Consider the following 23,429-nt stretch of genomic DNA (forward strand, 5'->3'; position numbering starts at 1 on the left):
GCAGTCGCATACCCTGCCGGGGTATCTCCGACGAGAGGAGAGATGACATGAGCGCATCAGGCGAGATGCCGCGCCAACCGGTGGGCCCCGGTCACGACAGGGGTCACGCGGCGCCCGAGGCGGGTCACCCCGCGCACCACGTGGACCACGCCGCGCACGGGATGGGCGCCGCCGGGCACGAGCCGCCGCCCGGGGTCGGCCACGCGACGCACGGCAACCACGCCGCCCACGGGGCCGACCACTCCGCTCACGGGGTCGACCACGCCATGCACGAGACGGCTCACGCCGCCCAAGCCGGGCACGGTGCGGCAGCCGCGCACGCCGGGCACGGGGTCGGCCACGGCGGCCACGACCACGTGGCGATGTTCCGCCGCCTCTTCTGGATCATGCTGGCGTTCGCCGTCCCCACCGTCCTGCTGAGCCCGATGTTCGCCGACGTCATCGGCTACGAGCTGCCTGACGTCCCCGGGCTGGCCGCCGTCTCGCCGATGCTCGGCACCGCCATGTACCTGTGGGGCGGCCGGCCGTTCCTCACGGGTGCCGTCAGCGAGGTCAGGGCCCGCAAGCCCGGGATGATGCTGCTGATCGGCACGGCGATCACGGTCGCCTTCGTCGCCTCCTGGGGCGCCAGCCTCGGCGTCCTCGCGCACGAGCTGGACTTCTGGTGGGAGCTGGCCCTGCTGATCGTCATCATGCTGCTCGGGCACTGGCTCGAGATGCGCTCCCTCGCGCAGACCTCGTCGGCCCTGGACTCGCTCGCCGCTCTGCTGCCCGACGAGGCGGAGAAGATCGTCGGCGACGAGGTCGTCAGGGTCGCCCCTGGGGACCTGGCGCTGGGTGACGTCGTCATCGTCCGGCCGGGCGGCCGGGTGCCCGCCGACGGCGAGGTCGTCGAGGGAGCGGCCGACGTCGACGAGTCCATGATCACGGGGGAGTCGCGCCCGGTGCGACGCGCCGTCGGCGACCGGGTGGTGGCCGGCACCGTCGCCACGGACAACGCCATGCGGGTGCGGATCACCGCCGTCGGGGAGGACACGGCGCTCGCGGGCATCCAGCGCCTCGTCGCGGAGGCGCAGTCCTCCTCGACGCGTGCTCAGCTGCTCGCCGACCGGGCCGCGAACTGGCTGTTCTGGTTCGCACTCGTCGCCGCCGCGATCACCGTTGTCGTCTGGTCGGTGGCCGGAGCCCCCGACAGCGCCCTCGTCCGGGCCATCACCGTGCTGGTCATCGCCTGCCCCCACGCGCTGGGGCTCGCCATCCCGCTCGTCGTCTCCATCTCGACCGAGCGTGCCGCCCGGGGCGGCGTGCTGGTGAAGGACCGCGCCGCGCTGGAGCAGATGCGCACGATCGACACGGTCCTGTTCGACAAGACCGGCACGCTGACCAAGGGCGAGCCCGTCGTCCGCCGGGTCGCGACCACCGGCGGCGCCGAGGACGAGGTCCTGGCCCTCGCTGCCGCCGCCGAGTCGGACAGCGAGCACCCGCTGGCCAGGGCGATCCTCGCCGCCGCCCGGCAGCGGGGGCTGACCCTGCCGCGGGCCAGCGGCTTTCAGGCCGCCACCGCCGTCGGCGTCAGCGCCACCGTGGACGGCCGCACGGTCAGCGTGGGGGGGCCGACGCTGCTCGCCGAGCACGGGCAGGACCCGTTGCCGGAGACGGGGCCCTGGTCCGACGCCGGCTCGATCGTCCTGCATGCTCTCGTCGACGGGCACGTGGTCGGCGCGCTCGAGCTCGCCGACGAGGTGCGCGAGGAGTCGCGGGAGGCCGTCGACGCCCTGCACCAGCTCGGCATCCGGGTCGTCATGATCACCGGCGACGCCGAACCCGTCGCCCGATCCGTGGCGGCCGGGCTGGGCATCGACCAGCTCTTCGCCCAGGTGCGGCCGGAGCACAAGAGCGAGAAGGTCGCCGCGCTGCAGAACGCGGGCCGCACCGTCGCGATGGTCGGCGACGGCGTCAACGACGCGCCCGCGCTGGCGCAGGCGGACGTCGGCATCGCCATCGGTGCCGGCACCGACGTCGCGATCGCCTCTGCCGGCGTCATCCTGGCCTCGGACGACCCCCGCTCCGTCCTGTCGGTGATCCAGCTGTCCCGCTCGGGCTACCACAAGATGAAGCAGAACCTGTGGTGGGCCGCGGGGTACAACCTCTTCTCCGTGCCGCTGGCGGCGGGCGTGCTCGCGCCGGTCGGGTTCGTGCTGCCGATGGAGGTCGGCGCGCTGCTGATGTCGCTGTCCACCGTGGTCGTGGCGCTCAACGCCCAGCTGCTGCGGCGGCTCGACCTGCGCCCGGAGGCCAGCGCCGGCGCCCTCCTGGAGAGTCGCCAGGTCGCCGGACGGGCGGCGCGGCGGGAGCCGGTGCCCGCCGGGCGGTAGCTCCGACGGATCCGCCGGGCGGCAAGCCTGATCAGCGGCCGGCGGTGCCGGCGTCGCGCGCCGGAGAGACGGAAGGGCTCCCGGCGCGCGGTGCGCCGGGAGCCCTCTGCCGATCTGAGGTCTCAGATCACCCGGACGAAGACCGCGTCGGAGCGGTAGATCGGGGTCTCGCTGAGCGGGGTGCCGGGCTGGCGGGCGGCGATGTTGTTGCCGTTGCCGGTGTAGATCCCGACGTGCCCGGGCCAGGCCACGAGGTCGCCCGGGCGGGCCTCGGCGGCGGAGACGCGCACGCCGGCGCTCGCCTGGGCGCCGGAGGTGCGCGGCAGGGAGACGCCGAACTGGGCGTAGACGTACTGCGTGAACCCGGAGCAGTCGAAGCCCTCGGGGGTGGTGCCGCCGTACACGTACGGGGTGCCGATGAACTGGCGGGCGAAGTCGACGACGGCGCTCGCCGAGGCCGAGGCCGCCGGCGCGGCGACCGTCGGGGCGGCGGCGGTGGCGGTCTGCGCCTCCGCGACCGCGTCGGCCAGCTGGGCGCGGGTGCCGGTGCGCGAGGCGCTCTCGGTGCTGCGCGCGGCGAGGCTCTCGCGCACGGGCGCCGGCGTCGCCTTGGCGGCGGCGACGCTCTCCACGCTCCACGTCACGTCGGCCGGGACGGTGACCGTGGGGGTGGTGATCATCGCGGTGACGGCCTCGGCGGCGGCGGCGGAGACGTCCACCCGCGGCAGCGCGGTGGCCTCCGGCCCGGCCGCGGCCGCGGAGGTGGCGGCCATGCCGAGGACGAGGCCCGAGGTGGCGACGGTGGCGAGCCCGCGGCGCGCGTCCGGCGCGCCGATGCGGTGGCCGAGGGTGGTCAGGGGTGTGGAAGGACGGCGTGCGGCCCGGTGGCGAGCCTTGGTCGTGCTGGTCACGTGCAAACCTCTCCTGGCGGCCTGCGGGGTGAGCTGTCGGGTTCGGGCGGGAGAGCACCCGGTGCGCCGTGGTGGCCGCACTTCACCCCAAGGCCCTTGCGGGCCGCGATCACTGGTTCCCCCGTCCCTGCCACGGGCTCGTACCTCCCCGGACGCCGGCAGGGTTCGGTCTGCGCCCGGAGGCCTCCGGGAGGGGATCCGGAAGCGAGGGAGACATTACCGGAAGTTGGGAGTGGAAAGTCACGTCCGGATAACGGCGATTCGGTCAGGGCCCGATCGACCGGGGTCACGGCACGTGGATGGCGCCACCCGCAAAGGACCTTCGGCCCAGCCGTCCGGGGCCCGGCGCCATAGGTTCGAGGCCGTTCCCCGAGTATCCGGGCGGTGGGGACGGCACTCGGGAGGCAGCCATGGCGGCCGGCCGGGCGCTGCGCGCTCAGGCGCGGCTAGCCGGTTCCTCCGCCTCTCCGGCGGCGTGTCGCGCCAGGACGAAGAGCAGGTCCGAGAGGCGGTTGAGGTACGCCAGCACCTCCATGCTGACGGCGCCGCCCGCGTCCCCCGCGGCCACGACGTGCCGCTCCGCGCGCCGGGCGACCGTCCGGGCGTGGTCCAGCGCGGCGCCCGCGGGGGTCGCTCCCGGCACCACGAACACCGGGCGCAGCGGGCGCTCCGCGACCAGCCGGTCGATGAGCGCCTCGAGCGTGGCGACCATCCGTGGGGTCACCCGCGACACCTCGGCGGCGAGGCGGTCCCGGTGCGTGGGGTTGGCCGCGAGGTCGGCCCCGACCACGAACAGCTCGCGCTGGAGCCGTAGGAGGAGCTCGGCGGTGGCCGCGTCCGCCGTCGACGCGCGGGCCACGCCGAGCAGGGCGACGGTCTCGTCCACGTCGCCGGACGCCTCGACGAGGAGGTCCGCTTTGGACACCCGCCCGCCCAGGTACCGCCCGGTCGTGCCGTCGTCGCCCTGACGGGTGTAGATCCGGCTCACCGGGGAAGCATCGCACTCCCGGCCCGGCGGGAGGACAGTAGAGGAAGAACTGAACATCCGCGCCCTGGACCCAGGGGAAGCCGGTCGAAGTCCGGCGCTGACCCGCAACCGTAGGCCTGGCGGCCTGGCCGCCGGCGAGCCGGGATGCCTGACCGGGGCGAGAGGCTTTGTCCGTCGAGGTCTGCGGGCGAGCCCGGAGCCGCCGTGGCCGCGGCAGCCGTCGCCGGCTGCGGGGACCTCGCGGGTGCCGGGCCCGTCCCGGGCCGCACCCGAGAGGAAGACCCTTGCGACAACTCGCCGCACTCACGCTCGCGGGCGCGCTGCTGGCGCTCGCCTCCTCGGCGGCCGCCAGCACCGGCGTCGCCCCGCCCGCCGCCAGCACCGGCGTCGCCCCGCCCGCCGCCACCACCGGCGTCGCCCCGCCCGCCGGCACCCCGGCGGAGGGGGTCCCGACGGGGGCGTGCGCGCCGGGGGAGGGCGTCACCGTCGTCGTGGACTCCAGCGACCTCGGCGGCGAGCTCCGCGTGGGGTGCGCGCCGGGCGACCCGGCGACCGGCCGGGACGCGCTCGAGGCGGCGGGCTTCACCCCGACGGACAGCGCACCCGGGCTGATCTGCGCCATCGACGCCCTGCCGGACCCGTGCCCGGCCGAGTTCGACGGGAACTACTGGGCGTACTGGTCCGCCGGGACCAGCGGTGAGTGGACCATGCGGTCCGAGGGCGCGGACACCGCGGACCCGGCACCGGGGGAGGTCGAGGGCTGGCGCTACAACGACGGCGGCACGCCGCCCTCCGTCGCGCCCGCCGAGCTCGGGCAGGCGGCGCCGGCCACCGGTGCGCCCGGACCGGATGTCGCCGGGGGGCAGGCTGATGACGCGGCCGACGACGCCGCGGCCGGCACCCCCGTCGCGCTGGTGGTGGGCGTCGCCGCCATCGCGGCGCTCGTGCTGGCCGGCGTCCTGCTGGCCCGGCGGCGGGGCTGACATGGGTGTCCCGAGCGCGGTGCGCGCGCGGCCCGGGACGCCGGGACCGGCAGGTGTGCGCCCGGTCGCGGTGCACCCGCTGGCCTGGTGGGCGTGGGCGCTGGGCGCTGCGGTGGCGGTGAGCCGGACGAGCAACCCTCTGGTCGTGGGGCTGCTCCTCGCCGCCGTCGTGCTGGTGGTGCTCGCGCGGCGCGACGACTCCCCCTGGGCGCGCGGGTTCGCCGGGTACCTGGTGCTGGCGGGAACGATCGTCATCGTCCGGGTCGCCTTCCACGTCCTCGTCGGGGTCGACGGCGGCGGCCCGGTGCTGCTCGACCTGCCCCGCGTCGGCCTGCCGGGGTGGGCGCGCGGCATCGAGCTCCTCGGGCCGGTCCGCGCCGCCGGTCTGCTGGCCGCCGCCGCGGGGGGCCTTCGCCTGGGCGCGCTCGTCGTCTGCTTCGGCGCCGCCAACGCGCTGGCCAACCCCAGGCGGGCGCTGCGCTGCCTGCCCGCCTCCCTGCACCACCTGGGCACCGCCGTCGCCATCGCGGTCACCGTCACCCCGCAGCTCGTGACGTCGGTCGCGCGGGTGCGCCGGGCCCAGCGGCTGCGGGGGATGGAGGGCCGCGGGCCGCGCGTGGCGCTCGCCCTGCTCCTGCCGGTGCTGCAGGACTCCCTCGACCAGGCCATCGCGCTGGCGGCCTCCATGGACTCGCGCGGGTACGCCCGCTCCCGGGTGCGCGGCGGCGACCGGCGGGTGACGGCCGCGCTCCTGCTGGCCCTGCTGGCGGCGGTGGTCGGCACCTACGGGCTGCTCGCCGGGACGGGGCCGCTGGGCGGCGTCCTGCTCGTGGCCGGCGCCGCCGTCGCCGTCGCGGCCTCGCGCGCGGCCGGCCGGCAGGTCCGCCGCACCCGGTACCGACCCGACCCCTGGGGCGCCCGTGAGAGCGTCATCGCCGGCTGCGGGCTGGCCGCCGCGCTCGCGGTCGTGCTCGCGGCGACGGCGGACCCCGCCGCCCTGGCGCCGCCGCCGGGCGTGCTGGCCTGGCCCGCCCTGCCCCCGCTGGCGCTCGCCGCCGCGGCCGCGACCGCCACGCCGGCCCTCGGAGGTGCCCGGTGATCCGCTTCGAGCACCTCTCGGTGACCTATGCCGGCGCGGCGGCGCCGACGCTTCGCGGCGTGGACGCGTGCGTGGCGGAGGGTGAGCTGTGCCTGGTGGTGGGCCCCACCGGGTCCGGCAAGTCCACGCTGCTGGGCGCCGCGTGCGGCCGCGTGCCGCACTTCACCGGCGGGTTGCTCGCCGGCCGCGTGCTGGTCGAGGGCCGGGACACCCGCGACCACCTGCCCCGCGACCTCGCCGACGTCGTCGGGGTGGTGGGCCAGGACCCGCTCGCCGGCTTCGTCACCGACACCGTCGAGGAGGAGCTCGCCTACGGCATGGAGCAGCTCGGCGTCGCGCCGCCGCTGATGCGCAGGCGGGTCGAGGAGGTGCTCGACCTGCTCGGGCTCGCGCCGCTGCGCCGCCGCCCCCTGCTGGACCTCTCCGGCGGGGAGCAGCAGCGCGTGGCCATCGGGGCGGTGCTTGCCGCCCAGCCCCGCGTGCTGGTGCTGGACGAGCCGACCTCCGCGCTCGACCCCACGGCCGCCGAGGAGGTGCTCGCGGCGCTCGGCCGGATGGTCCACGACCTGGGGATGACGGTGCTGCTCGCCGAGCACCGCCTCGAGCGGGTCGTCCAGCTCGCCGACCGGGTGATCGCCCTGGACGCCGACGGCACGGCGACCTCGGGGGAAGCGGCGCGGGTGCTCGCCACCGCGCCCGTGGCGCCGCCGATCGTGGAGCTCGGCCGGCTCGCGGGCTGGGAGCCGCTCGCGCTGTCCGTCCGCGACGCGCGCCGCCGCGCGGCGCCGCTGCGCGAGCGGCTGGAGCTGCTCGGGGCCCCCGTCGGCGCCGGTGACCCGGCCCCCGGTGCCGCGCGCGCCGACGCCGGCAGTGCCGTGCGTGCCGACGCCGACGCCGCCGGTGCCGTGCGGGCTGACGCCGCCGGACCGGCGCGGCTCCTCGCCCGCCGCCTGGAGGTCCGCCACGGCTCCGTCCACGCCGTCCGCGGCGTCGACCTCGACCTCCACGCCGGGGAGGTGGTGGCCCTGATGGGCCGCAACGGCTCGGGCAAGTCCTCCCTGCTCTGGGCACTGCACGGCCAGGGCCGGCGCTCGGGCGGGGCCGTCCGCCTGGTCACACCCGCGGGTGAGGTGGACCCCGCCGAGCTGCCCCCGGCACGGGCGCAGACGCACATCGCCCTCGTGCCGCAGACCCCTGCCGACCTGCTCTACCTGCCCGACGTCGACCAGGAGTGCGCCACGGCGGACCGGCAGGCCGGCGCCGCGCCCGGCGCCACGCGGGAGCTGCTCGGCCGGCTGGCCCCCGGCATCGCCGGTGCCGCCCACCCGCGCGACCTGTCCGAGGGGCAACGACTGGCCCTCGCGCTGGCGATCCAGCTCGCCGGGCGCCCCGCCGTGGTGCTCCTCGACGAGCCGACCCGCGGCCTGGACTACGCCGGCAAGGCCGCCCTCGCCCGCACCCTGCGCGGCCTCGCCACGGACGGCCGCACGGTCATGCTGGCCACGCACGACGTGGAGTTCGTCGCCGGCGCCGCCGACCGGGTCGTGGTCCTGGCCGAGGGGGAGGTGGTGGCCGACGGCGGGGCGCGCGACGTGCTGGTCGGCTCGCCCACCTTCGCCCCCCAGGTCGCCAAGATCCTCCGGCCGCTCCAGCTGCTCACGGTCGACGCCGTTCGCGAGCTGCTGGTCACGCCGGCCGGGAGGCCGGCGTGACGGCCGGTGGGCTGCGTCGGGGGCGGGGTCTGGTGGGGCCGGGTCCAGCGCGGCGGGGCCGCTCGGGTACGGCCGCCCGGCCCGACCTTGCCGTGCCGCCGAACCTCGCCGTGCCCCCGCGCCCCGCCGTGCCGGTCACCCGGCGCACCGCCGTCGCGCTGGCGCTCGTCTCGGCGGCCGGGCTGCTGGCCTTCGTCTGGCCGCTGCTGGTCCGGCCGGGCGCCGCGCTCTCGGGCGGCGTCGACGCGCCGCTCGTGCTGGGCCTCGTGGTGGCGGCGGCGCTCGCGGTGCTGTTCGTGGGGCTCGGCGACGGGGACCTGGACGTCAAGGCGGTGGCCGTCCTCGGGCTCCTCTCCGCCGTCGGGGCGGTGCTGCGCCCGCTCGCCGCCGGGACGGCCGGCGTGGAGACGGTCTTCTTCCTCCTGGTGCTCGCCGGCCGGGTGTTCGGCCCGGGCTTCGGGTTCGTGCTGGGCTCGACCACCCTCTTCGCCTCCGCGCTGCTGACCGGCGGGGTGGGGCCGTGGCTGCCGTTCCAGATGCTCGGCGCGTCATGGATCGGGCTGGGGGCCGGGCTGCTGCCGTCCCGGGCGCGGGGCCGGGCGGAGCTGGCCCTGCTGGCCGGCTACGCCGTCGCCGCCGCGCTGGCGTACGGGGCGCTCATGAACCTCTCGTTCTGGCCCTTCCAGCTCGGGTTCGGCACCGCGTTGTCGTTCGTGGCGGGGGACCCGGTGGGCGAGAACCTGCACCGGTTCGTCCTCTACAGCGTCGCCACCTCGCTGGGCTGGGACGTCGGGCGGGCGCTGACCACCGCCGCCGGCGTGGTGCTGCTCGGCCGCCCGGTGCTCGCCACCCTGCGCCGGGCGGCGACCCGCGCATTCTTCGCACCTCAGGACGTTCCGGCGTCGAACAGGCCCTGATCCGGTGCTCCAGGCGCCGGACTGACACCGGCTCGCCACTCCAGGCGCCGGACTGACACCGGCTCGCCCACTCCAGGCGCCGAACAGGCCCTGTTCCGGCTCTTGGGGCGCCGAACGCCGGATCAGGGCCTGTTCGAAGGGCGGCCGATGCGGCAACGGGACCCGGCACCGCCGGCGCCCGCGACCCGGCACGCGGGATGATTCGTCCGTAACCGACCAAGGTCCCGTGGCCCCGCGCGCGGCACTACATGTCGTGGTCGGGCAACGATCCGCACCCAACATGTTGTGGTGACACGCGCGGCTTCGGGGTCCACAATTGGTGCCCAAGCACCACGAAGCGGACAGCCGAGGGGCTTCGAAGGAGACCAGATGTCCGTGACCCCCGCGGCCGGCAAGAAGACCGGCTCCCCCCGTGGCAGGCGCCAGGGCCTGACCGTCCCGCGCGTGTTCTCCACCGCCGGCACACACCCGTACGACGAGGTCGAGTGGGAGCTGCGGGATCTCGTCCAGACCAACTGGCGGACCGGCGAGACCGTCTTCGAGCAGCGCGGCGTGGAGTTCCCGGCGTCGTGGTCGATGAACGCCTCGACCATCGTGGCCACCAAGTACTTCCGCGGCGCGCTGGGCACCGACGCCCGCGAGCACAGCCTGCGGCAGATCATCGACCGGGTGGTCGCCACGTATACACGGGCCGGGCGGGAGCACGGCTACTTCGCCACCGGCGAGGACGCCGCCGTCTTCGCCGACGAGCTCACCTGGCTGCTGCTGCACCAGTACTTCGCGTTCAACTCCCCGGTGTGGTTCAACGTCGGCACCCCGGCGCCGCAGCAGGTCAGCGCCTGCTTCATCCTCTCCGTCGACGACAACATGGACTCGATCCTCAACTGGTACCGGGAGGAGGGGATCATCTTCAAGGGCGGCTCCGGAGCCGGGCTGAACCTCTCGCGGATCCGGTCGTCCAGGGAGCTGCTCTCCTCCGGCGGCAACGCCTCCGGCCCTGTCTCCTTCATGCGCGGCGCCGACGCCTCCGCCGGCACCATCAAGTCGGGCGGCGCCACCCGCCGCGCCGCCAAGATGGTCGTGCTCGACGTCGACCATCCTGACATCGAGGAGTTCGTCGAGACCAAGGCCCGCGAGGAGGAAAAGATCCGCGCCCTGCGCGCGGCCGGCTTCGACATGGACCTGGGCGGCCGGGACATCGTCTCCGTGCAGTACCAGAACGCCAACAACTCCGTGCGCGTCTCCGACGAGTTCATGCGCGCCGTCGAGACCGGCGGCGGCTTCGGCCTGCGGGCGCGTCGGGACGGGCGCGTCGTCGAGACGGTCGACGCCAAGGCCCTCTTCCGCAAGATCGCCCAGGCCGCCTGGGAGTGCGCGGACCCCGGCCTGCAGTACGACGACACCATCAACGACTGGCACACGTCCCCCGAGTCCGGCCGGATCACCGCCTCGAACCCGTGCAGCGAGTACATGCACCTGGACAACTCCTCGTGCAACCTCTCCTCGGTCAACCTGATGAAGTTCCTCCGCGCGGACGGGACCTTCGACGCCGACGCGTTCGTCGCCGTCGTCGAGCTCGTCGTCACCGCGATGGACATCTCCATCGGCTTCGCCGACTTCCCGACCGAGGCCATCGCCGAGACCACCCGCGCCTACCGCCAGCTGGGCATCGGCTACGCCAACCTCGGCGCCCTGCTGATGGCCACCGGGCACGGTTACGACTCCGACGGCGGCCGGTCGCTGGCCGCCGCGATCACCTCGCTGATGACGGCGGCGGCGTACCGCCGCTCCGCCGAGCTCGCAGGGGCGCTGGGGGCCTACGACGGGTACGCCCGCAACGCCGCGGCGCACCAGCGGGTGATGCGCAAGCACGCCGCGGCGAACGACGCCCTGCGCACGGTCAACGACATGGACGCCGCCGTCCACGCCGCCGCCACCGCGCAGTGGCACGCGTGCCTCGAGACCGGCATGAAGGCCGGGTGGCGCAACGCCCAGGCCTCGCTGCTGGCGCCCACCGGGACCATCGGCTTCATGATGGACTGCGACACCACCGGCATCGAGCCGGACTTCTCGCTGGTGAAGTTCAAGAAGCTGGTCGGCGGCGGGTCGATGCAGATCGTCAACCAGACCGTCCCGCTGGCGCTGCGGCGCCTGGGCTATCCCGAGGAGACGGTCGAGGCGGTCGTCGAGCACATCGCGGCCCACGGCCACGTCGTCGACGCCCCCGGCCTGCGGACCGAGCACTACGAGGTCTTCGACACCGCCATGGGACGCCGCTCGATCGCGCCCATGGGTCACGTGAAGATGATGGCCGCCGTCCAGCCCTTCCTCTCCGGTGCCATCTCCAAGACCGTCAACCTCCCCGAGTCCGCCACCGTCGAGGACATCGAGCGGGTGTACTTCGACGGCTGGAAGCTGGGGCTGAAGGCGCTGGCGGTCTACCGCGACAACTGCAAGGTCGGCCAGCCGCTCTCCGCCGGGAAGACCCGGGAGAAGGCCGCGCCGGCGACGGCGGAGCCCGGGGAGCCGCCGCGCGCCGTCCGGCGCCGACTGCCGAAGTCCCGCCCGTCCGTCACCACGTCGTTCCGCGTGGGCGGCGCCGAGGGGTACATGACCGCCGGGTCCTACCCCGACGACGGCCTGGGCGAGGTGTTCCTCAAGCTCGGCAAGCAGGGCTCGACCCTGGCCGGCGTGATGGACGCGTTCTCGATCGCCGTCTCCATCGGGCTGCAGCACGGGGTGCCGCTGGAGGTCTTCGTGCAGAAGTTCACCAACCTGCGGTTCGAGCCGGCGGGCATGACCGACGACCCGGACATCCGCATGGCGCAGTCGATCGTGGACTACATCTTCCGGCGACTCGCCCTGGACTACCTGCCCTACGAGACGCGGGCGGGCATGGGCATCCACACGACGGCCGAGCGCAAGCGCTACGCGGAGACCGGCTCCTACGAGGAGGCCCCCGAGGAGGTCGACGACGTCCAGGCCGAGCTCGAGACCTTCAACCAGACGGCCGGGGACGAGCCGGCGCTGCCCTCCCGGGCGCACTCCTCGGCGGAGCTGCTCGAGCTGCAGCAGGGCCAGGCCGCCGACGCGCCGCTGTGCATGTCCTGCGGGACGAAGATGCGCCCGGCGGGCAGCTGCTACGTCTGCGAGAACTGCGGCTCCACCTCGGGCTGCAGCTGAGTCCCGACGCCCCCAGCCGCCCCCGCGACATGTCATCTGCTCCCCGACACGTCGTCTGCTCCGCGGGCCGCTCGCGAGGCTCCTGGCCGGCCTCCGTGCCGGATCCTGATCGCCTGGAAATGCCGGGCTCTCGAGGAGTAGATGACTTCTCGAGGAGAAGATGACATCTCGCGGGAAGGGGGCGGCGGGTGGGCGAGGCGCGGGTGGGCGGTCAGGCGATGACGGCGTCGTAGAGCCGCTGGTACCGGGCCAGCCGCTCGGCGTAGTAGGCCTCGCGGCCGGGCGCCGGCGCGTAGGAGGCGCCCACTGTCACGTCCGCGCGCGGCACGTCGGGGGCCAGCGCCTCCAGCGCGATCAGCGCGGTGCCGTGCAGCGTCGTGCGCTTCATCGTCACGTGCTCGACCGGGGCCCCGAGGGCGTCGGAGAGCACCTGGAGCCACTCGGGCAGGTCGGCCGCCACGCGGCCGCTCGCCACGATCCGCTGCGCCCGGCCGGCCGCCCGCTGCAGCTGCTCGGCCACCCGGGCATAGGTCAGCGCCACGCCCTCCATCGCGCCGCGGAAGATCATCGGCGCCGTCGTGGCGGCGGAGACCCCGGCCATCACCGCCCGGGCGCTGCCGGCCCAGCCGGTGCTGCGCTCGCCGGTGAGGTAGGGCAGCACCAGGGGGGCCGCCGGGTCGGGGTCCGCCAGGAGCGCGGCGGCGCGGGTGGCGCTCTCGAGGTCTTCCTGCCGCAGCGTCTGGTCCAGCCACGTCACCATGCGGCCGACGTCGTTGAGCGCGCCGCCGAGCAGGGTGCGCGAGGTGTCCACGCGGTAGCACCACAGCCCGGAGGGGATCTCGTCGGGCACGCCGTGCACCACCACCCGCATCGCGCCGCTGGTCGCGGCCGCCGCGGCGATCGTCGACTCGTCGTGCGCGCCCGCCCCGATGTTGCTCGCGAAGCCGTCGGTGATCACCGGGAACCACACCGCTCCGGCCAGCTCCGGCCACCGGGACGCGGCCCGGCCGGCGACGTCGCTCAGCGGCCGGGCCGGGTCACGGATCTCGGAGAGCTGCTCCCGCCGCACCCCCGCGACGGCCAGCATCTGCTCGTCCCACTCCCCGGTGCGCCGGTCGAGCAGGCCCGTCCAGGCGGCCGTCGAGGTGCCCGCCGCCGTCGTGCCGAGCAGCCCCAGGTAGACGTACTCGCCGAGGGAGAGCCACCGCTCGACCCGCTGGAACGTCGCCGGGTCGGTGTCCCGCAGCCAGCGCAGCCGCGCCGGCAGGTAGCTGGTGTGCAGCCGCGTGCCGGTGCGCTGCTGGACCTCCGCCTCGTCCAGCTCGTCCCGCAGCTGCTGCAGCTGGGGCGCGCAGCGCGAGTCCGCATAGGTGTAGCAGGGCGTGAGCGTGCGGCCGTCGGCGTCGACGCCGACCAGCGAGGACGCGAACGTGTCCAGGGCGACGCCGGCGACCCGGCCGCCGGCGCCCGCCTTCTTGGCCAGCACCTCCGTGATGATCTCGGCGACCTCCCCGGCCACGGCGCCGGCGTCGATCTCCGAGGTGCCGTCGGCGCCGGTGGTGAAGTGGTGGGGCACCTTGTGCCGTAGGCCCTGCACCGGCCGGCCTGCGGCGTCGTACAGGCCGCCGCGCGAGGCGGTCGAGCCGACGTCGAGCGCGAGCACCAGGGGCTCGAGGGCGTCCTCGAGGGCGACGGACCCACCGGCGGGCAGGGCGTTGGCTGACATGGGGCTCCTCGCTGTCGCGGGCTTCGGTCCGGCCCATGCTAGGGGCGGGGGCCCGGCGGGACGTCGCCGGACGGCGGAGCCTCAGGCGGTGCCGTCGAGCGTGGCCACGAAGTCGGTGATCGCCTCGACCACGTCGCCCAGCGCTGCGACCGAGCGCCGCGCGTCGCCGGGGAACTCCAGGCTGTGGTTCGCGCCGGGGATCTCGAGCACGGGGTGGCCGGTGCGGCGGGCCGCGGAGCCGTCCCACAGCTCGTCCGCAGTGCCGCCCACGAGCAGGGTGGGCGCGGTCTGCCGCTCGAGGCCGGCGACGACCTCGGCGTTGTGCATCAGCGGCGTGAGCCAGATCCCCGGGATCTGCAGGTCTGCGGCGAGCGGCGCGGCCAGCGAGCCCAGCGACTTGGCGACGACGAGGCGCTGGGCGGGCGCGGCGTCGGCGTGCAGCTCGCGCCAGGCGATGTCCCGGACCATGGTGCCGAGGGCGTCGCTGCCCGCGGGCGGCAGCTCGGGCCACCAGACGTCACGGCCGGACCAGCCGGCGTCGCGCAGGATCGAGCGCGCGTAGTGCAGCAGCGGCCGGTCGGGCGTGTACCCGGCTCCGGGGAAGACGATGGCCACGCGGCCGGCGTCCCCGTCGAAGATCCTCACTTGCTGAGGGTAACGTCCGGAAAGCCTCCGCGTCAGGGCGCCGCGCCCCCGTTATGCTCCGGGTCCATGGAGTCGCCGCGCACCGCTCTGGAGGTCCGGGCGGCCACTGACGCGGACTGGCCCGGCATCTGGGCCGTGATGGAGCCCGTGGTGCGCGCGGGCGAGACCTACACCTGGGACCCGGGCACGGACGAGGCCACCCTGCGCGAGAAGTGGATGCACGCCGGCGGGCACGGACGCACCGTCGTGGCGGTGACGCACGGGCGGGTCGTGGGCACCGCCGAGCTGCACCCGAACTACGGCGGCGGCGCCGCCGACGTCGCGAACGCGGGCTTCATGGTCGCCGCGGACCATGCCGGCCGGGGCGTGGCGCGGGCGCTCGCCGCGCACGTGCTCGACCTCGCCCGCGCCTACGGGTACTCCGCGATGGTCTTCAACGCGGTGGTCGCGAGCAACGTGCGGGCCGTGCGGCTGTGGCAGTCGATGGGGTTCGCGGTCGTCGGCACGATCCCCGGCGCCTTCCGCCTTCCCTCCGGGGACCGGGTGGGCCTGCACGTCATGCACCGCTTTCTCTGACTCCGCTCAGCGGGCGCCCGGCGCGGAGACCTCTCCCTCGCGCAGCGCCCGGAACCGCAGCGCCGACCACTCCTCGTCCACCGACACCTGCGTGGTCGGGCGCAGGCCGTACTCCGTCAGCATCGGCCAGAGGGTGTCGCGGTTGATGTCCGCCTTGTTGCCCTTGGGGTACGCGACCCAGAGGACCGGGGGCGTGCCGAGGTGCGGGCGGTGGGTCTCGAGGAGAGCCCGGGCCGCGGCCCCGCTCTCCGCGAAGATGACCGCCGTCGTCGCGCTCTCCATGCTCCGGACGGGGCGCACGTCCTCGGGCAGAGGACCGAGGAGCCCCTGTCGCTCGGGGTCGGAGCACCACAGCGTCGTGCCGGGCTTGATGAGCATCTTCTCGGCGACCGTCTTCTCGGCCATCGTTCCTCCCTCGTGAGCTGTCGGCGCGCTCGCGGCGGCCTGGTGCCAGCATGGCGCACCGCCGCGCGGGCGTCCCGGCGGAGCCCGCGGCGACCGTGAGGCACCCGCCCGGCCGGCGTCGTCTCAGGGGTGGAGGTGGCCCTCGTGGGGCCGGTGCCCCGCGGGCTCGAGCTGGAAGGTGGAGTGTTCGACGCTGACCGGGAAGTGCTCGGCCACGCAGTTCCGCAGCTCACGGAGCAGCGCGGTCGCGTGCCCGTCGCGGAAGCACTCGTCGTCGATCACCACGTGCGCCGAGAGCACCGGGAGGCCGGAGGCGATCTGGGAGGCGTGCAGGTCGTGCACCGCGCGCACGTGCGGGACACCCAGGAGATGCCGGCGCACCTCCGCCAGGTCCAGCCCGCGGGGGGCCGACTCGAGCAGCACGCTGGTGCTCTCGCGCAGCAGCATCAGCGTGCGGGGCACGATCAGCGCGCTGATGACGATGCCGGCCACGGCGTCCGCCCGCGTCCAGCCGGTGGTCGCGATGACGACGGCGCCGACGATGACCGCCACCGAGCCCAGCGCGTCGTTGACGACCTCCAGGAACGCCGCCCGCAGGTTGAGGTTGGCCGACCGGCTGCCGGCGAGCACCACCAGGGCGACGACGTTGGCGACCAGGCCGACGACGCCCAGCACCAGCAGCCCGCCCGGCTCGACCTCCGGCGGGGTCATGAGGCGCCTGACGCCCTCCACGACGGCGTAGACGCCGACGCCGAGCAGCAGGGTCGCCTGGGCGGCGGCGGCGAGCACCTCCGCGCGCCTGAAGCCCCACGTCCGCCGGGCCGTCGCCGGACGGGCGACGAGCGACGCCGCCACGAGCGCCATCAGCAGCCCGGCGGTGTCGGTGAGCATGTGGGCGGCGTCGACGAGCAGCGCCAGGCTTCCCGTCCACAGTGCGCCGACCACCTCCGCCACGAAGACGGCGGCGGTGATGCCGAACGCCACGGCGAGGCGGGCGCGGCCCGCCGGCGGGTGCTCGTGATGGTGCCCGTCCACGCCGCCTCCCTCCTCCGCCGCCATCATCTCGCGAAGTCGCCGCCCGGGAGGAACGGGGCTGCGGGCCCGGGCACCCGCGGGTGCGCCCGTCACCTGCCGGGCGCCGGTCGGCCGGGACTTTCGTTCGCGCAATATCCCGACTGCCCGGCCCTAGGAGCGTGGGTCAGTAACACGCCGGGCCTGGTCCGCTATTGACGGAGCTGCGGGCGGGAGAATCGGGGTGTGACGGGCGAGGACTACGGGGCGTTGTTCGAGGCGGAGCCGTTCCGGGTGGAGCGGGGCGAGGACGAGCGCGACGGCGGCGGAGCGGGGGTGGACAAGACATTCCGGGAGTTCGACCCGCACCAGGTGCTGTTACTGCCGCCCTCGCTCGATGACTGGCTGCCGGCGGACCATCTGGCCCGGTTCGTCGCGGACCTGGTCGATGAGCACCTGGACTTGTCCCGGATCTACGCCGCCTACCGGGAGGGGCGCGGGGCCCCGCCGTACGACCCGCGGCTGATGGTGCGGCTGCTGGTCTACGGCTACGCCACCGGGGTGCGCTCCTCCCGGGCGATCGAGCGGGCCTGCACCGACATCGTCGCCTTCCGGTGGCTCGCGGCCGGGTCGGCCCCCGACTACCGGGCCATCGCCCGGTTCCGCCGCCGGCACCTGGCCGCCCTGGCCAACCTGTTCCTCCAGGCGCTGGCGCTGTGCCAGGCCGCGGGGATGGTCAAGCTCGGCCGGGTCGCCCTGGACGGGACGAAGCTGCGGGCCAATGCCTCCAAGCGCAAGGCCATGTCCTACGCGCGGCTGACGGAGAAGGAGAAGATCCTCGCCCAGGAGGTCAGCGAGCTGCTGGCCGCCGCGGAGGAGACCGACAGGGCCGAGGACGCCAAGTACGGCAAGGACCGGCGCGGGGACGAACTCCCCGACGCGCTCGCCCGCAGGGAGTCGCGCCTGGCCAAGCTGCGCGAGGCCAGGCAGGCCCTGGAAGACCAGGCCAGGGCCGAGGCCGGCGCGAAGGCCGCGGAGAAGGCGCGCGAGCGTGGCGAGGACGAGGACACCGTCGCCGAGCGGGCCGCCCAGGCCGCCGAGCGCGCCACGCCGAAGCCGAAGGCGCAGCGCAACTTCACCGACCCGGAGTCGAAGATCATGCTCACCGGGGACGGGTCCTTCCAGCAGTGCTACAACGCCCAAGCCGTGGTCGACGCTGAGCATCAGGTCATCGTGGCCACCGACCTCAATGATTGCGCCGCCGACGTCGCCAACCTCATCCCGCTGACCGAGCAGGCGGTCGCGAACACCGGGCAGGTGCCCAAGGCCGTGCTCGCCGATGCCGGATACTGCTCGGCCGCCAACCTCGCCACCGCCGCCGAACTCACACAGCGGCAGGGCACCGAGTTCTACATCGCTACCGGGCGGCGCCGCCACGGCGAGCCCGCCTCGATCGCCCCGCGCGGGCCAATCCCGAAGAACGCCACGGCCAAGCAGCGCATGGCCCGCAAGCTGACCACGAAGACCGGCCAGGCGGCCTACGCCCGCCGCAAGGTCATCGTCGAACCCGTCTTCGGGCAGATGAGCATCCTCCAGGACGCCAAACGCCTGCTGCTACGCGGCCTCTACGGCGCCAAGGGTGAATGGTTCCTGCTCGCCGCCTGCCACAACCTGCGCAAGCTCCACCGCCACCTCGGCTCCGCCGGGCTCGCCGGCCTCCGCACCGCCTGACCGGGCCGGCCCACGGCCGGCCCAGGCGCCCGACAGCACCCCAGCGGGCCCCGCGGCCACGCACCGGCCGCGAACCGAGCGATGATCTCTGGCAACCGGACCCGCCACCGACGATCAGGCACACGCCGCCCTACGCGATCGCCCGCGCGCCATCGCACCGATACCGACCCGCGCTCCTAGTTTCTGATGCTGGCAGATGGATTAGGCGAAGGGCCCGACGGCCGGAGAAAAGCTGGTCGAGACAGGAACCTCCCTGAACAGCAAGCCCGCCAAGGTCACCGGCCTGGAGCAGGCCGCGCAGCCCGCCGGGGCGCCGTCCACCTCCGCGAGCAGGTAGCTGGCCCGCGCCTCGACGGTCGGGTCGGTGGCGTCCTCCGGATACCGGGCGTCGAGCTCGGCCACGGCGGCGCGCAGGAGCGGGGCGAGACGGGGGTCCTCGGGCGGCCGCGGGGCGATGCGCGTCGTGGCAATGCCAGGTGGCGCGCTGCCTGGGTTCCGGGCGGGGTGGCGGCGCGAGGGGCCCGGGGGGACCATGAGGGGACGAGCCGCCGCGGGCCCTCACGCCGGGAGAAGACGTGTGGGTGAAAGCACTCGCGCCCGCACCCCCCATGCCGTAGGCTCGTGGTCACAGTTACAGTGCATTCAGAGTTTGTTCGGCCCCGTCATCCAGCCGGGTTGCTTTTCCTTCGTGGAGCAGACGACGAACACCGTGACAAGCAGGACCGAATTCCCGGCACTGTTTGAAGCTCTACGAGGAGACAGCAATGGCTACCGGAACCGTGAAGTGGTTCAACGCCGAGAAGGGCTACGGCTTCATCGCCCCCGACGACAACTCCGCCGACGTGTTCGTGCACTACTCGGCCATCAACTCCAGCGGCTACCGCTCGCTCGAGGAGAACCAGAAGGTCGAGTTCGACGTCACGCAGGGCCCCAAGGGCCCGCAGGCCGAGAACGTCCGCCCGCTCTGATCTGAGCGTGGACTGACCTCCACCTGACGCGAGGCCCCGGCACGGTTTCGTGCCGGGGCCTTCGTGCGCCCGGGTCCGGGCGGCGGGGCGCTGTCGTGCCGACGTCAGAGGACCGGGGGCGCGCTCTCGTCGCGCAGCCGCGGCTCGGACCCCAGGGCGGGGCGGACGCCCGTCTTGCCGGCGTAGAACTCGCGGATCCGGTCCATGTCGGCGGCGACGTCGCCCGTGACGTGCATGGTCGGCCCGAACCCGGTGGTCATCGTGGTGCGGTCGACGAACCCGAGCGTCACGGGCAGCCCGGTGGCCAGCGCGATGCGGTAGAAGCCGGACTTCCAGTGCGCCGAGGCGCTGCGGGTGCCCTCGGGGGTGATGACGAGGAAGAACCGCTCCCCGGCCCGCACGCGGTCCACGATCTCCTCGACCAGCCCGGCCGGGTGGCGGCGGTCCACCGGGATGCCGCCCAGCGCCCGCATGAGGAACCCCAGCGGCGGGCGGAAGAGCTCGTGCTTGCCGAGGAACCGCACGGAGATGCCCGTGCGCCACGCGATCGCGAGCATCAGGACGAAGTCCCAGTTGGACGTGTGGGGGGCACCGATGAGGATGCCGGCGCCGGCGGGCGGCAGCGGCTCCGCGCGGTAGCGCCAGCGGCTCACGGCCCAGTAGGCGCGCGCCGCTGCGCGCCGGATCCTCATCACCGTCCGGACACTACGGCAGGACGGCGCGACGCCGGGGCGCGCGCCGCGGGGCGCCGGTGGGGAAGGAGCGGGCGCTGGTCCTCCCCCTCGACGGTTCGCCCCGGTCGCTTCGGCCCGGAAGACGCACCGGTGCCCTCTTTCCCCGCTCCTCGTCCCATCTCGGGCAGGGCGAGACGCCGCGCGTGTCCCACGTCACCTTCGGGACTAGCATGGGCCGCACATCCGCACGGCATGGACACGGCTCCGCCGGGCACCCGCCAGCGGGCGCGTCGGTGACGACGAGGATGCGGATCTCGCTCGAGGAGGAGTGATGGGATCCATCCGGCGCAGGTCATCGCTCGCGGTCCCGGCCGCGCTCGCGCTCGTGCTCGCCGCCTGCGGCGACGGCGGAGGCACCGACGGCGGAGGCGCCGGCGGCGGCGGGGACGCGGCCGTCCAGAGCCTGCAGATCATCGTCCCCGCGGACCCGGGCGGCGGCTGGGACCAGACCGGCCGCGCGATGCAGCAGGTCCTGCAGGACGAGGAGCTCGTGTCCGACGCCCAGGTGGTCAACGTCGGCGGCGCCGGCGGGACCGTCGGGCTGGCCCAGCTCGCCACCGAGACGAACCCGGACACCCTCATGGTGATGGGGTACGTCATGGTCGGCGCCATCGAGACCAACCAGGCGCAGACCACGCTCGAGGACGTCACCCCGATCGCGAGGCTCACGGACGAGCCCCTGGTCGTCGTCGCGCCGGCCGAGCGGCCGTACGAGGACGTCACCGACCTCATCGACGACATCCGGCAGAACGGGCAGGGCGTCGCCGTGACGGGCGGGTCCGCCGGCGGGGCGGACCACATCCTCGCCGCCCAGCTCCTCACGGAGTCCGGGGTGCCCGCCGAGGACGTCGCGGGCACGCTCAACTACATCCCGTACTCGGGCGGCGGGGAGTCGCTGGCGGCGCTTCTGGGCAACAACGTCAACGCCGGCATCTCCGGGGTCGGCGAGTACGCCGAGCAGGTGGAGGCCGGTGCGCTGAAGGCGCTCGCCGTCTCCGGCGCGGAGCGTTCGCCGGCCCTGCCCGACGTGCCCACGCTCGGCGAGCAGGGCATCGACCTCGTCCTGACCAACTGGCGCGGCGTGGTCGCTCCCGGCTCCGTCGACGACGCCCAGGCCGAGGCGTTGACGACCCTCGTCACCGACATGCACGACACCGAGGCCTGGAGCGCCGTCCTGGAGCAGAACAACTGGGGCGACGCCTTCCTGGCCGGACCGGAGTTCGCGGAGTTCCTCTCCCAGGAGACCGAGGAGACCCGCGAGACCCTGCGGACCATCGGCCTGGTGCAGTGACGTGGACGACGACGCCGCCGGCGAGGCCCGGGCGCGCCGGTTCCCGGTGGGTGAGCTCCTGTTCGCCCTGGCCGTCACGGCCCTGGGGGTCTACGCCGTGCTCGACGCGCGGACGATCAACGTCCCGCTGACCGCCGGCGCGCTGGGGCCGCGCGCCATGCCGTACCTGGTGGGCGCGCTGCTGCTGGCCAGCGGCGCGGCCACCGTCGTCGCCGTGGTCACCGGGCGCACCGGGCAGGCCGAGGAGGGCGAGGACATCGACCCGCACGCCGGCACGCACTGGCCGACCGTGGCGCTGCTCGTCGGGGTGTTCGTCGCGCACATCGCGCTGATCGTCCCGCTCGGCTGGCCCGTCGCGGCCGCGGTGCTCTTCGCCGGCAGCGCGATCGTGCTGGGCGCCCGCCCGTGGTGGCGGCCGGTGCTCATCGGCGCCGCCCTGGCGCTGGTGGTGCAGGTGGCGATGGTCGGCGGGCTGGGCCTGTCCCTCCCGGCCGGCCCCCTGCTGGAGGGGGTGCCGCTCCTCGGTGGATAGCTTCCAGCTGCTGCTCGAGGGCTTCGCGGCCGCGCTGCAGCCCGTGTACCTCCTGTACGCCCTCGCCGGGGTGCTCGTCGGCACGGCCGTCGGCGTGCTGCCGGGCATCGGCCCGGCCATGACCGTCGCGCTCCTGCTGCCCCTGACCTACACCCTCGAGCCCACGCCGGCGTTCATCATGTTCGCCGGCATCTACTACGGCGGCATGTACGGCGGGTCCACCACCTCCATCCTGCTGAACACGCCGGGGGAGTCTGCGTCGATCGTCACCGCGCTGGAGGGCCACCGCATGGCGCTGGCGGGCCGCGGCGCCGCGGCGCTGGCCACCGCGGCGATCGGCTCGTTCGTCGCCGGCACGGTCGCCACCGTCGCGCTCACCTTCGTCGCGCCGGTGGTGGCCCGGTTCGCCGTGCAGCTCTCCGCCGCGGACTACGTCGCCCTCATGGTGGTCGCCTTCCTCACCGTCGGGGCGCTGCTGGGCGCCTCGGTCACCCGCGGGATGGCGTCGCTCGCGCTGGGCCTGTTCCTCGGGCTGGTCGGGGTGGACGCGGTCTCCGCGCAGCAGCGCTTCACGCTCGGCATCCCCGAGCTCACCGACGGCATCGACGTCGTCCTCGTCGCCGTCGGGCTCTTCGCCGTCGGGGAGGCGCTCTACGTCGCGGCCCGGATGCGCCGGGGCCCGGTGTCGGTGATCCCGGTGACCGGCGGCTGGCGCAGCTGGCTGAGCGGGACCGACCGGCGCCGGTCGTGGCGCCCCTGGCTGCGCGGCACCGCCATCGGGTTCCCGATCGGCACGATCCCCGCCGGCGGCGCCGACGTGGCCACCTTCCTCTCCTACGCCACCGAGCGCCGGCTGGCGAGGGGCGCGCGCAAGCAGGAGTTCGGCAAGGGGGCGATCGAGGGGGTGGCGGGCCCCGAGGCCGCCAACAACGCCGCCGCCGCCGGCGTGCTCGTCCCGCTGCTGACGCTGGGCCTGCCGACCACGGCCACGGCCGCGATCATGCTGGCCGCCTTCCAGCGCTACCAGATCCAGCCCGGCCCGCTGCTGTTCGAGAACCAGCCGGCGCTGGTGTGGACGCTCATCGCCTCGCTCTACGTCGGCAACCTCATGCTGCTGGTGCTCAACCTGCCGCTGGTGGGCATCTGGGTGAAGATCCTGCAGATCCCCCGGCCCTACCTGTACGCGGGCATCCTCACCTTCGCCGGGCTGGGCGCCTTCGCGGTGAACTTCACCCCCGCGGACGTCATCCTGCTGCTCGGGGTGGGCGTCGTCGGGTTCCTCATGCGCCGCTTCGGCTACCCCGTCGCGCCGATGGTCATCGGGCTGATCCTCGGGCCGCTCTTCGAGGCCCAGCTGCGCCGCGCGCTGTCCATCTCGCAGGGCGACCCGGTCGCCCTCGTCACCTCGCCGTTCGCGCTGGTGGTCTACCTTGCGCTCGTCCTCCTCCTCGCGCTGTCCCTCTGGCTGCGCGCGCGGCGGCGGCGCCTGGAGGCGGCGCTGGCCCCGGGCCTGGTCGACCTCGACCGCGAGGTCGGCGCGCGCCCGCTCCCGGGCGAGGGCCTCCACGAGGGCGCCGCAGAGCCGCAGCCGGGCGGGGACGTGCCCGGGCGCCGCACGCCGGGATGACCGCCGCAGGGGCGC

20 protein-coding genes and 2 riboswitches are annotated in these 23,429 nt (G+C 74.8%); of the genes, 12 read left to right on the forward strand and 8 right to left on the reverse strand.

Annotated features, from left to right (window positions below; all coding sequences use genetic code 11):
• Positions 1 to 47 precede the first annotated feature (47 nt).
• On the forward strand, positions 48 to 2,375 hold the full coding sequence (locus ACF0H8_RS02705) for a heavy metal translocating P-type ATPase (RefSeq protein ID WP_395287454.1): 2,328 nt from the start codon (positions 48 to 50) through the stop codon (positions 2,373 to 2,375).
• A gap of 122 nt (positions 2,376 to 2,497) precedes the next feature.
• On the opposite strand, the gene ACF0H8_RS02710 is transcribed toward ACF0H8_RS02705, so the two are convergent.
• Both ACF0H8_RS02710 and ACF0H8_RS02715 read right to left on the reverse strand, forming a co-directional pair.
• Entirely contained in the window at positions 2,498 to 3,286 is a 789-nt protein-coding gene (locus ACF0H8_RS02710) for a C40 family peptidase (RefSeq protein ID WP_395287455.1), read from the reverse strand.
• 3 nt (positions 3,287 to 3,289) lie between these two features.
• Positions 3,290 to 3,440: riboswitch (cyclic di-AMP (ydaO/yuaA leader) on the reverse strand.
• Positions 3,441 to 3,722: 282 nt separating this feature from the next.
• Complete coding sequence (locus tag ACF0H8_RS02715) at positions 3,723 to 4,274, reverse strand: cob(I)yrinic acid a,c-diamide adenosyltransferase (protein WP_395287456.1); 552 nt, start codon at positions 4,272 to 4,274, stop codon at positions 3,723 to 3,725.
• A 72-nt stretch (positions 4,275 to 4,346) separates the two neighbouring features.
• A riboswitch (cobalamin riboswitch) is annotated at positions 4,347 to 4,424 on the forward strand.
• A 134-nt stretch (positions 4,425 to 4,558) separates the two neighbouring features.
• Between ACF0H8_RS02715 and ACF0H8_RS02720 the strand changes: the two genes are divergently transcribed.
• From ACF0H8_RS02720 to ACF0H8_RS02740, 5 genes are all read left to right on the forward strand, one after another.
• The gene (locus tag ACF0H8_RS02720) at positions 4,559 to 5,257 is read left to right on the forward strand and encodes a hypothetical protein (protein ID WP_395287457.1); all 699 of its coding nucleotides are present in this window, start codon (positions 4,559 to 4,561) and stop codon (positions 5,255 to 5,257) included.
• A 1-nt stretch (position 5,258) separates the two neighbouring features.
• On the forward strand, positions 5,259 to 6,356 hold the full coding sequence (locus tag ACF0H8_RS02725) for a CbiQ family ECF transporter T component (RefSeq protein WP_395287458.1): 1,098 nt from the start codon (positions 5,259 to 5,261) through the stop codon (positions 6,354 to 6,356).
• Entirely contained in the window at positions 6,353 to 8,068 is a 1,716-nt protein-coding gene (locus ACF0H8_RS02730) for an ABC transporter ATP-binding protein (RefSeq protein WP_395287459.1), read from the forward strand. The genes ACF0H8_RS02725 and ACF0H8_RS02730 overlap by 4 nt, the downstream gene beginning before the upstream one ends.
• A gap of 110 nt (positions 8,069 to 8,178) precedes the next feature.
• Complete coding sequence (locus tag ACF0H8_RS02735; protein WP_395287460.1) at positions 8,179 to 8,985, forward strand: ECF transporter S component; 807 nt, start codon at positions 8,179 to 8,181, stop codon at positions 8,983 to 8,985.
• A 369-nt stretch (positions 8,986 to 9,354) separates the two neighbouring features.
• Positions 9,355 to 12,168, forward strand: coding sequence for a vitamin B12-dependent ribonucleotide reductase (locus ACF0H8_RS02740; protein ID WP_395287461.1), 2,814 nt, complete (start codon positions 9,355 to 9,357; stop codon positions 12,166 to 12,168).
• Between the two features lie 211 nt (positions 12,169 to 12,379).
• On the opposite strand, the gene ACF0H8_RS02745 is transcribed toward ACF0H8_RS02740, so the two are convergent.
• Both ACF0H8_RS02745 and ACF0H8_RS02750 read right to left on the reverse strand, forming a co-directional pair.
• Positions 12,380 to 13,894: a gluconokinase gene (locus ACF0H8_RS02745; protein WP_395287462.1), complete on the reverse strand. Its 1,515-nt coding sequence runs from the start codon at positions 13,892 to 13,894 to the stop codon at positions 12,380 to 12,382.
• A gap of 81 nt (positions 13,895 to 13,975) precedes the next feature.
• On the reverse strand, positions 13,976 to 14,539 hold the full coding sequence (locus ACF0H8_RS02750) for a hypothetical protein (RefSeq protein WP_395287463.1): 564 nt from the start codon (positions 14,537 to 14,539) through the stop codon (positions 13,976 to 13,978).
• Between the two features lie 66 nt (positions 14,540 to 14,605).
• On the opposite strand from ACF0H8_RS02750, the gene ACF0H8_RS02755 reads away from it, so the two are divergent.
• The gene (locus tag ACF0H8_RS02755) at positions 14,606 to 15,115 is read left to right on the forward strand and encodes a GNAT family N-acetyltransferase (protein ID WP_395287464.1); all 510 of its coding nucleotides are present in this window, start codon (positions 14,606 to 14,608) and stop codon (positions 15,113 to 15,115) included.
• Between the two features lie 6 nt (positions 15,116 to 15,121).
• On the opposite strand, the gene ACF0H8_RS02760 is transcribed toward ACF0H8_RS02755, so the two are convergent.
• Positions 15,122 to 15,520: a DUF3052 domain-containing protein gene (locus ACF0H8_RS02760; protein WP_395287465.1), complete on the reverse strand. Its 399-nt coding sequence runs from the start codon at positions 15,518 to 15,520 to the stop codon at positions 15,122 to 15,124.
• Positions 15,521 to 15,643: 123 nt separating this feature from the next.
• Positions 15,644 to 16,579: a cation diffusion facilitator family transporter gene (locus ACF0H8_RS02765; RefSeq protein WP_395290797.1), complete on the reverse strand. Its 936-nt coding sequence runs from the start codon at positions 16,577 to 16,579 to the stop codon at positions 15,644 to 15,646.
• Between the two features lie 222 nt (positions 16,580 to 16,801).
• Here ACF0H8_RS02765 and ACF0H8_RS02770 point away from each other — a divergent pair, with 222 nt between their 5' ends.
• Complete coding sequence (locus ACF0H8_RS02770) at positions 16,802 to 18,262, forward strand: IS1182 family transposase (RefSeq protein ID WP_395290788.1); 1,461 nt, start codon at positions 16,802 to 16,804, stop codon at positions 18,260 to 18,262.
• 201 nt (positions 18,263 to 18,463) lie between these two features.
• Here ACF0H8_RS02770 and ACF0H8_RS02775 read toward each other — a convergent pair whose 3' ends face one another.
• Complete coding sequence (locus ACF0H8_RS02775) at positions 18,464 to 18,796, reverse strand: hypothetical protein (protein ID WP_395287466.1); 333 nt, start codon at positions 18,794 to 18,796, stop codon at positions 18,464 to 18,466.
• Between the two features lie 230 nt (positions 18,797 to 19,026).
• Between ACF0H8_RS02775 and ACF0H8_RS02780 the strand changes: the two genes are divergently transcribed.
• Complete coding sequence (locus tag ACF0H8_RS02780; protein WP_395287467.1) at positions 19,027 to 19,230, forward strand: cold-shock protein; 204 nt, start codon at positions 19,027 to 19,029, stop codon at positions 19,228 to 19,230.
• A gap of 104 nt (positions 19,231 to 19,334) precedes the next feature.
• On the opposite strand, the gene ACF0H8_RS02785 is transcribed toward ACF0H8_RS02780, so the two are convergent.
• Entirely contained in the window at positions 19,335 to 19,922 is a 588-nt protein-coding gene (locus tag ACF0H8_RS02785; protein ID WP_395287468.1) for a 1-acyl-sn-glycerol-3-phosphate acyltransferase, read from the reverse strand.
• A 313-nt stretch (positions 19,923 to 20,235) separates the two neighbouring features.
• Between ACF0H8_RS02785 and ACF0H8_RS02790 the strand changes: the two genes are divergently transcribed.
• The 3 genes from ACF0H8_RS02790 to ACF0H8_RS02800 are packed head-to-tail and all read left to right on the forward strand — an operon-like array spanning position 20,236 to position 23,414.
• On the forward strand, positions 20,236 to 21,255 hold the full coding sequence (locus ACF0H8_RS02790) for a Bug family tripartite tricarboxylate transporter substrate binding protein (RefSeq protein ID WP_395287469.1): 1,020 nt from the start codon (positions 20,236 to 20,238) through the stop codon (positions 21,253 to 21,255).
• Between the two features lies 1 nt (position 21,256).
• Entirely contained in the window at positions 21,257 to 21,787 is a 531-nt protein-coding gene (locus ACF0H8_RS02795; protein ID WP_395287470.1) for a tripartite tricarboxylate transporter TctB family protein, read from the forward strand.
• Complete coding sequence (locus ACF0H8_RS02800) at positions 21,780 to 23,414, forward strand: tripartite tricarboxylate transporter permease (protein ID WP_395287471.1); 1,635 nt, start codon at positions 21,780 to 21,782, stop codon at positions 23,412 to 23,414. The genes ACF0H8_RS02795 and ACF0H8_RS02800 overlap by 8 nt, the downstream gene beginning before the upstream one ends.
• Positions 23,415 to 23,429 lie beyond the last annotated feature (15 nt).

Origin of the sequence: Georgenia sp. AZ-5 (assembly GCF_043952095.1) — a bacterium.
Classification (GTDB): domain Bacteria; phylum Actinomycetota; class Actinomycetes; order Actinomycetales; family Actinomycetaceae; genus Georgenia.

Coding starts and splice junctions, on each gene's coding strand:
- ACF0H8_RS02725 (WP_395287458.1), top strand. CDS start 5,259: ATGGGTGTCCCGAGCGCGGTGCGCGCGCGGCCCGGGACGCCGGGACCG.
- ACF0H8_RS02760 (WP_395287465.1), bottom strand. CDS start 15,520: ATGGCCGAGAAGACGGTCGCCGAGAAGATGCTCATCAAGCCCGGCACG.
- ACF0H8_RS02755 (WP_395287464.1), top strand. CDS start 14,606: ATGGAGTCGCCGCGCACCGCTCTGGAGGTCCGGGCGGCCACTGACGCG.
- ACF0H8_RS02775 (WP_395287466.1), bottom strand. CDS start 18,796: ATGGTCCCCCCGGGCCCCTCGCGCCGCCACCCCGCCCGGAACCCAGGC.
- ACF0H8_RS02785 (WP_395287468.1), bottom strand. CDS start 19,922: ATGAGGATCCGGCGCGCAGCGGCGCGCGCCTACTGGGCCGTGAGCCGC.
- ACF0H8_RS02740 (WP_395287461.1), top strand. CDS start 9,355: ATGTCCGTGACCCCCGCGGCCGGCAAGAAGACCGGCTCCCCCCGTGGC.
- ACF0H8_RS02765 (WP_395290797.1), bottom strand. CDS start 16,579: ATGGCGGCGGAGGAGGGAGGCGGCGTGGACGGGCACCATCACGAGCAC.
- ACF0H8_RS02790 (WP_395287469.1), top strand. CDS start 20,236: ATGGGATCCATCCGGCGCAGGTCATCGCTCGCGGTCCCGGCCGCGCTC.
- ACF0H8_RS02745 (WP_395287462.1), bottom strand. CDS start 13,894: ATGTCAGCCAACGCCCTGCCCGCCGGTGGGTCCGTCGCCCTCGAGGAC.
- ACF0H8_RS02705 (WP_395287454.1), top strand. CDS start 48: ATGAGCGCATCAGGCGAGATGCCGCGCCAACCGGTGGGCCCCGGTCAC.
- ACF0H8_RS02780 (WP_395287467.1), top strand. CDS start 19,027: ATGGCTACCGGAACCGTGAAGTGGTTCAACGCCGAGAAGGGCTACGGC.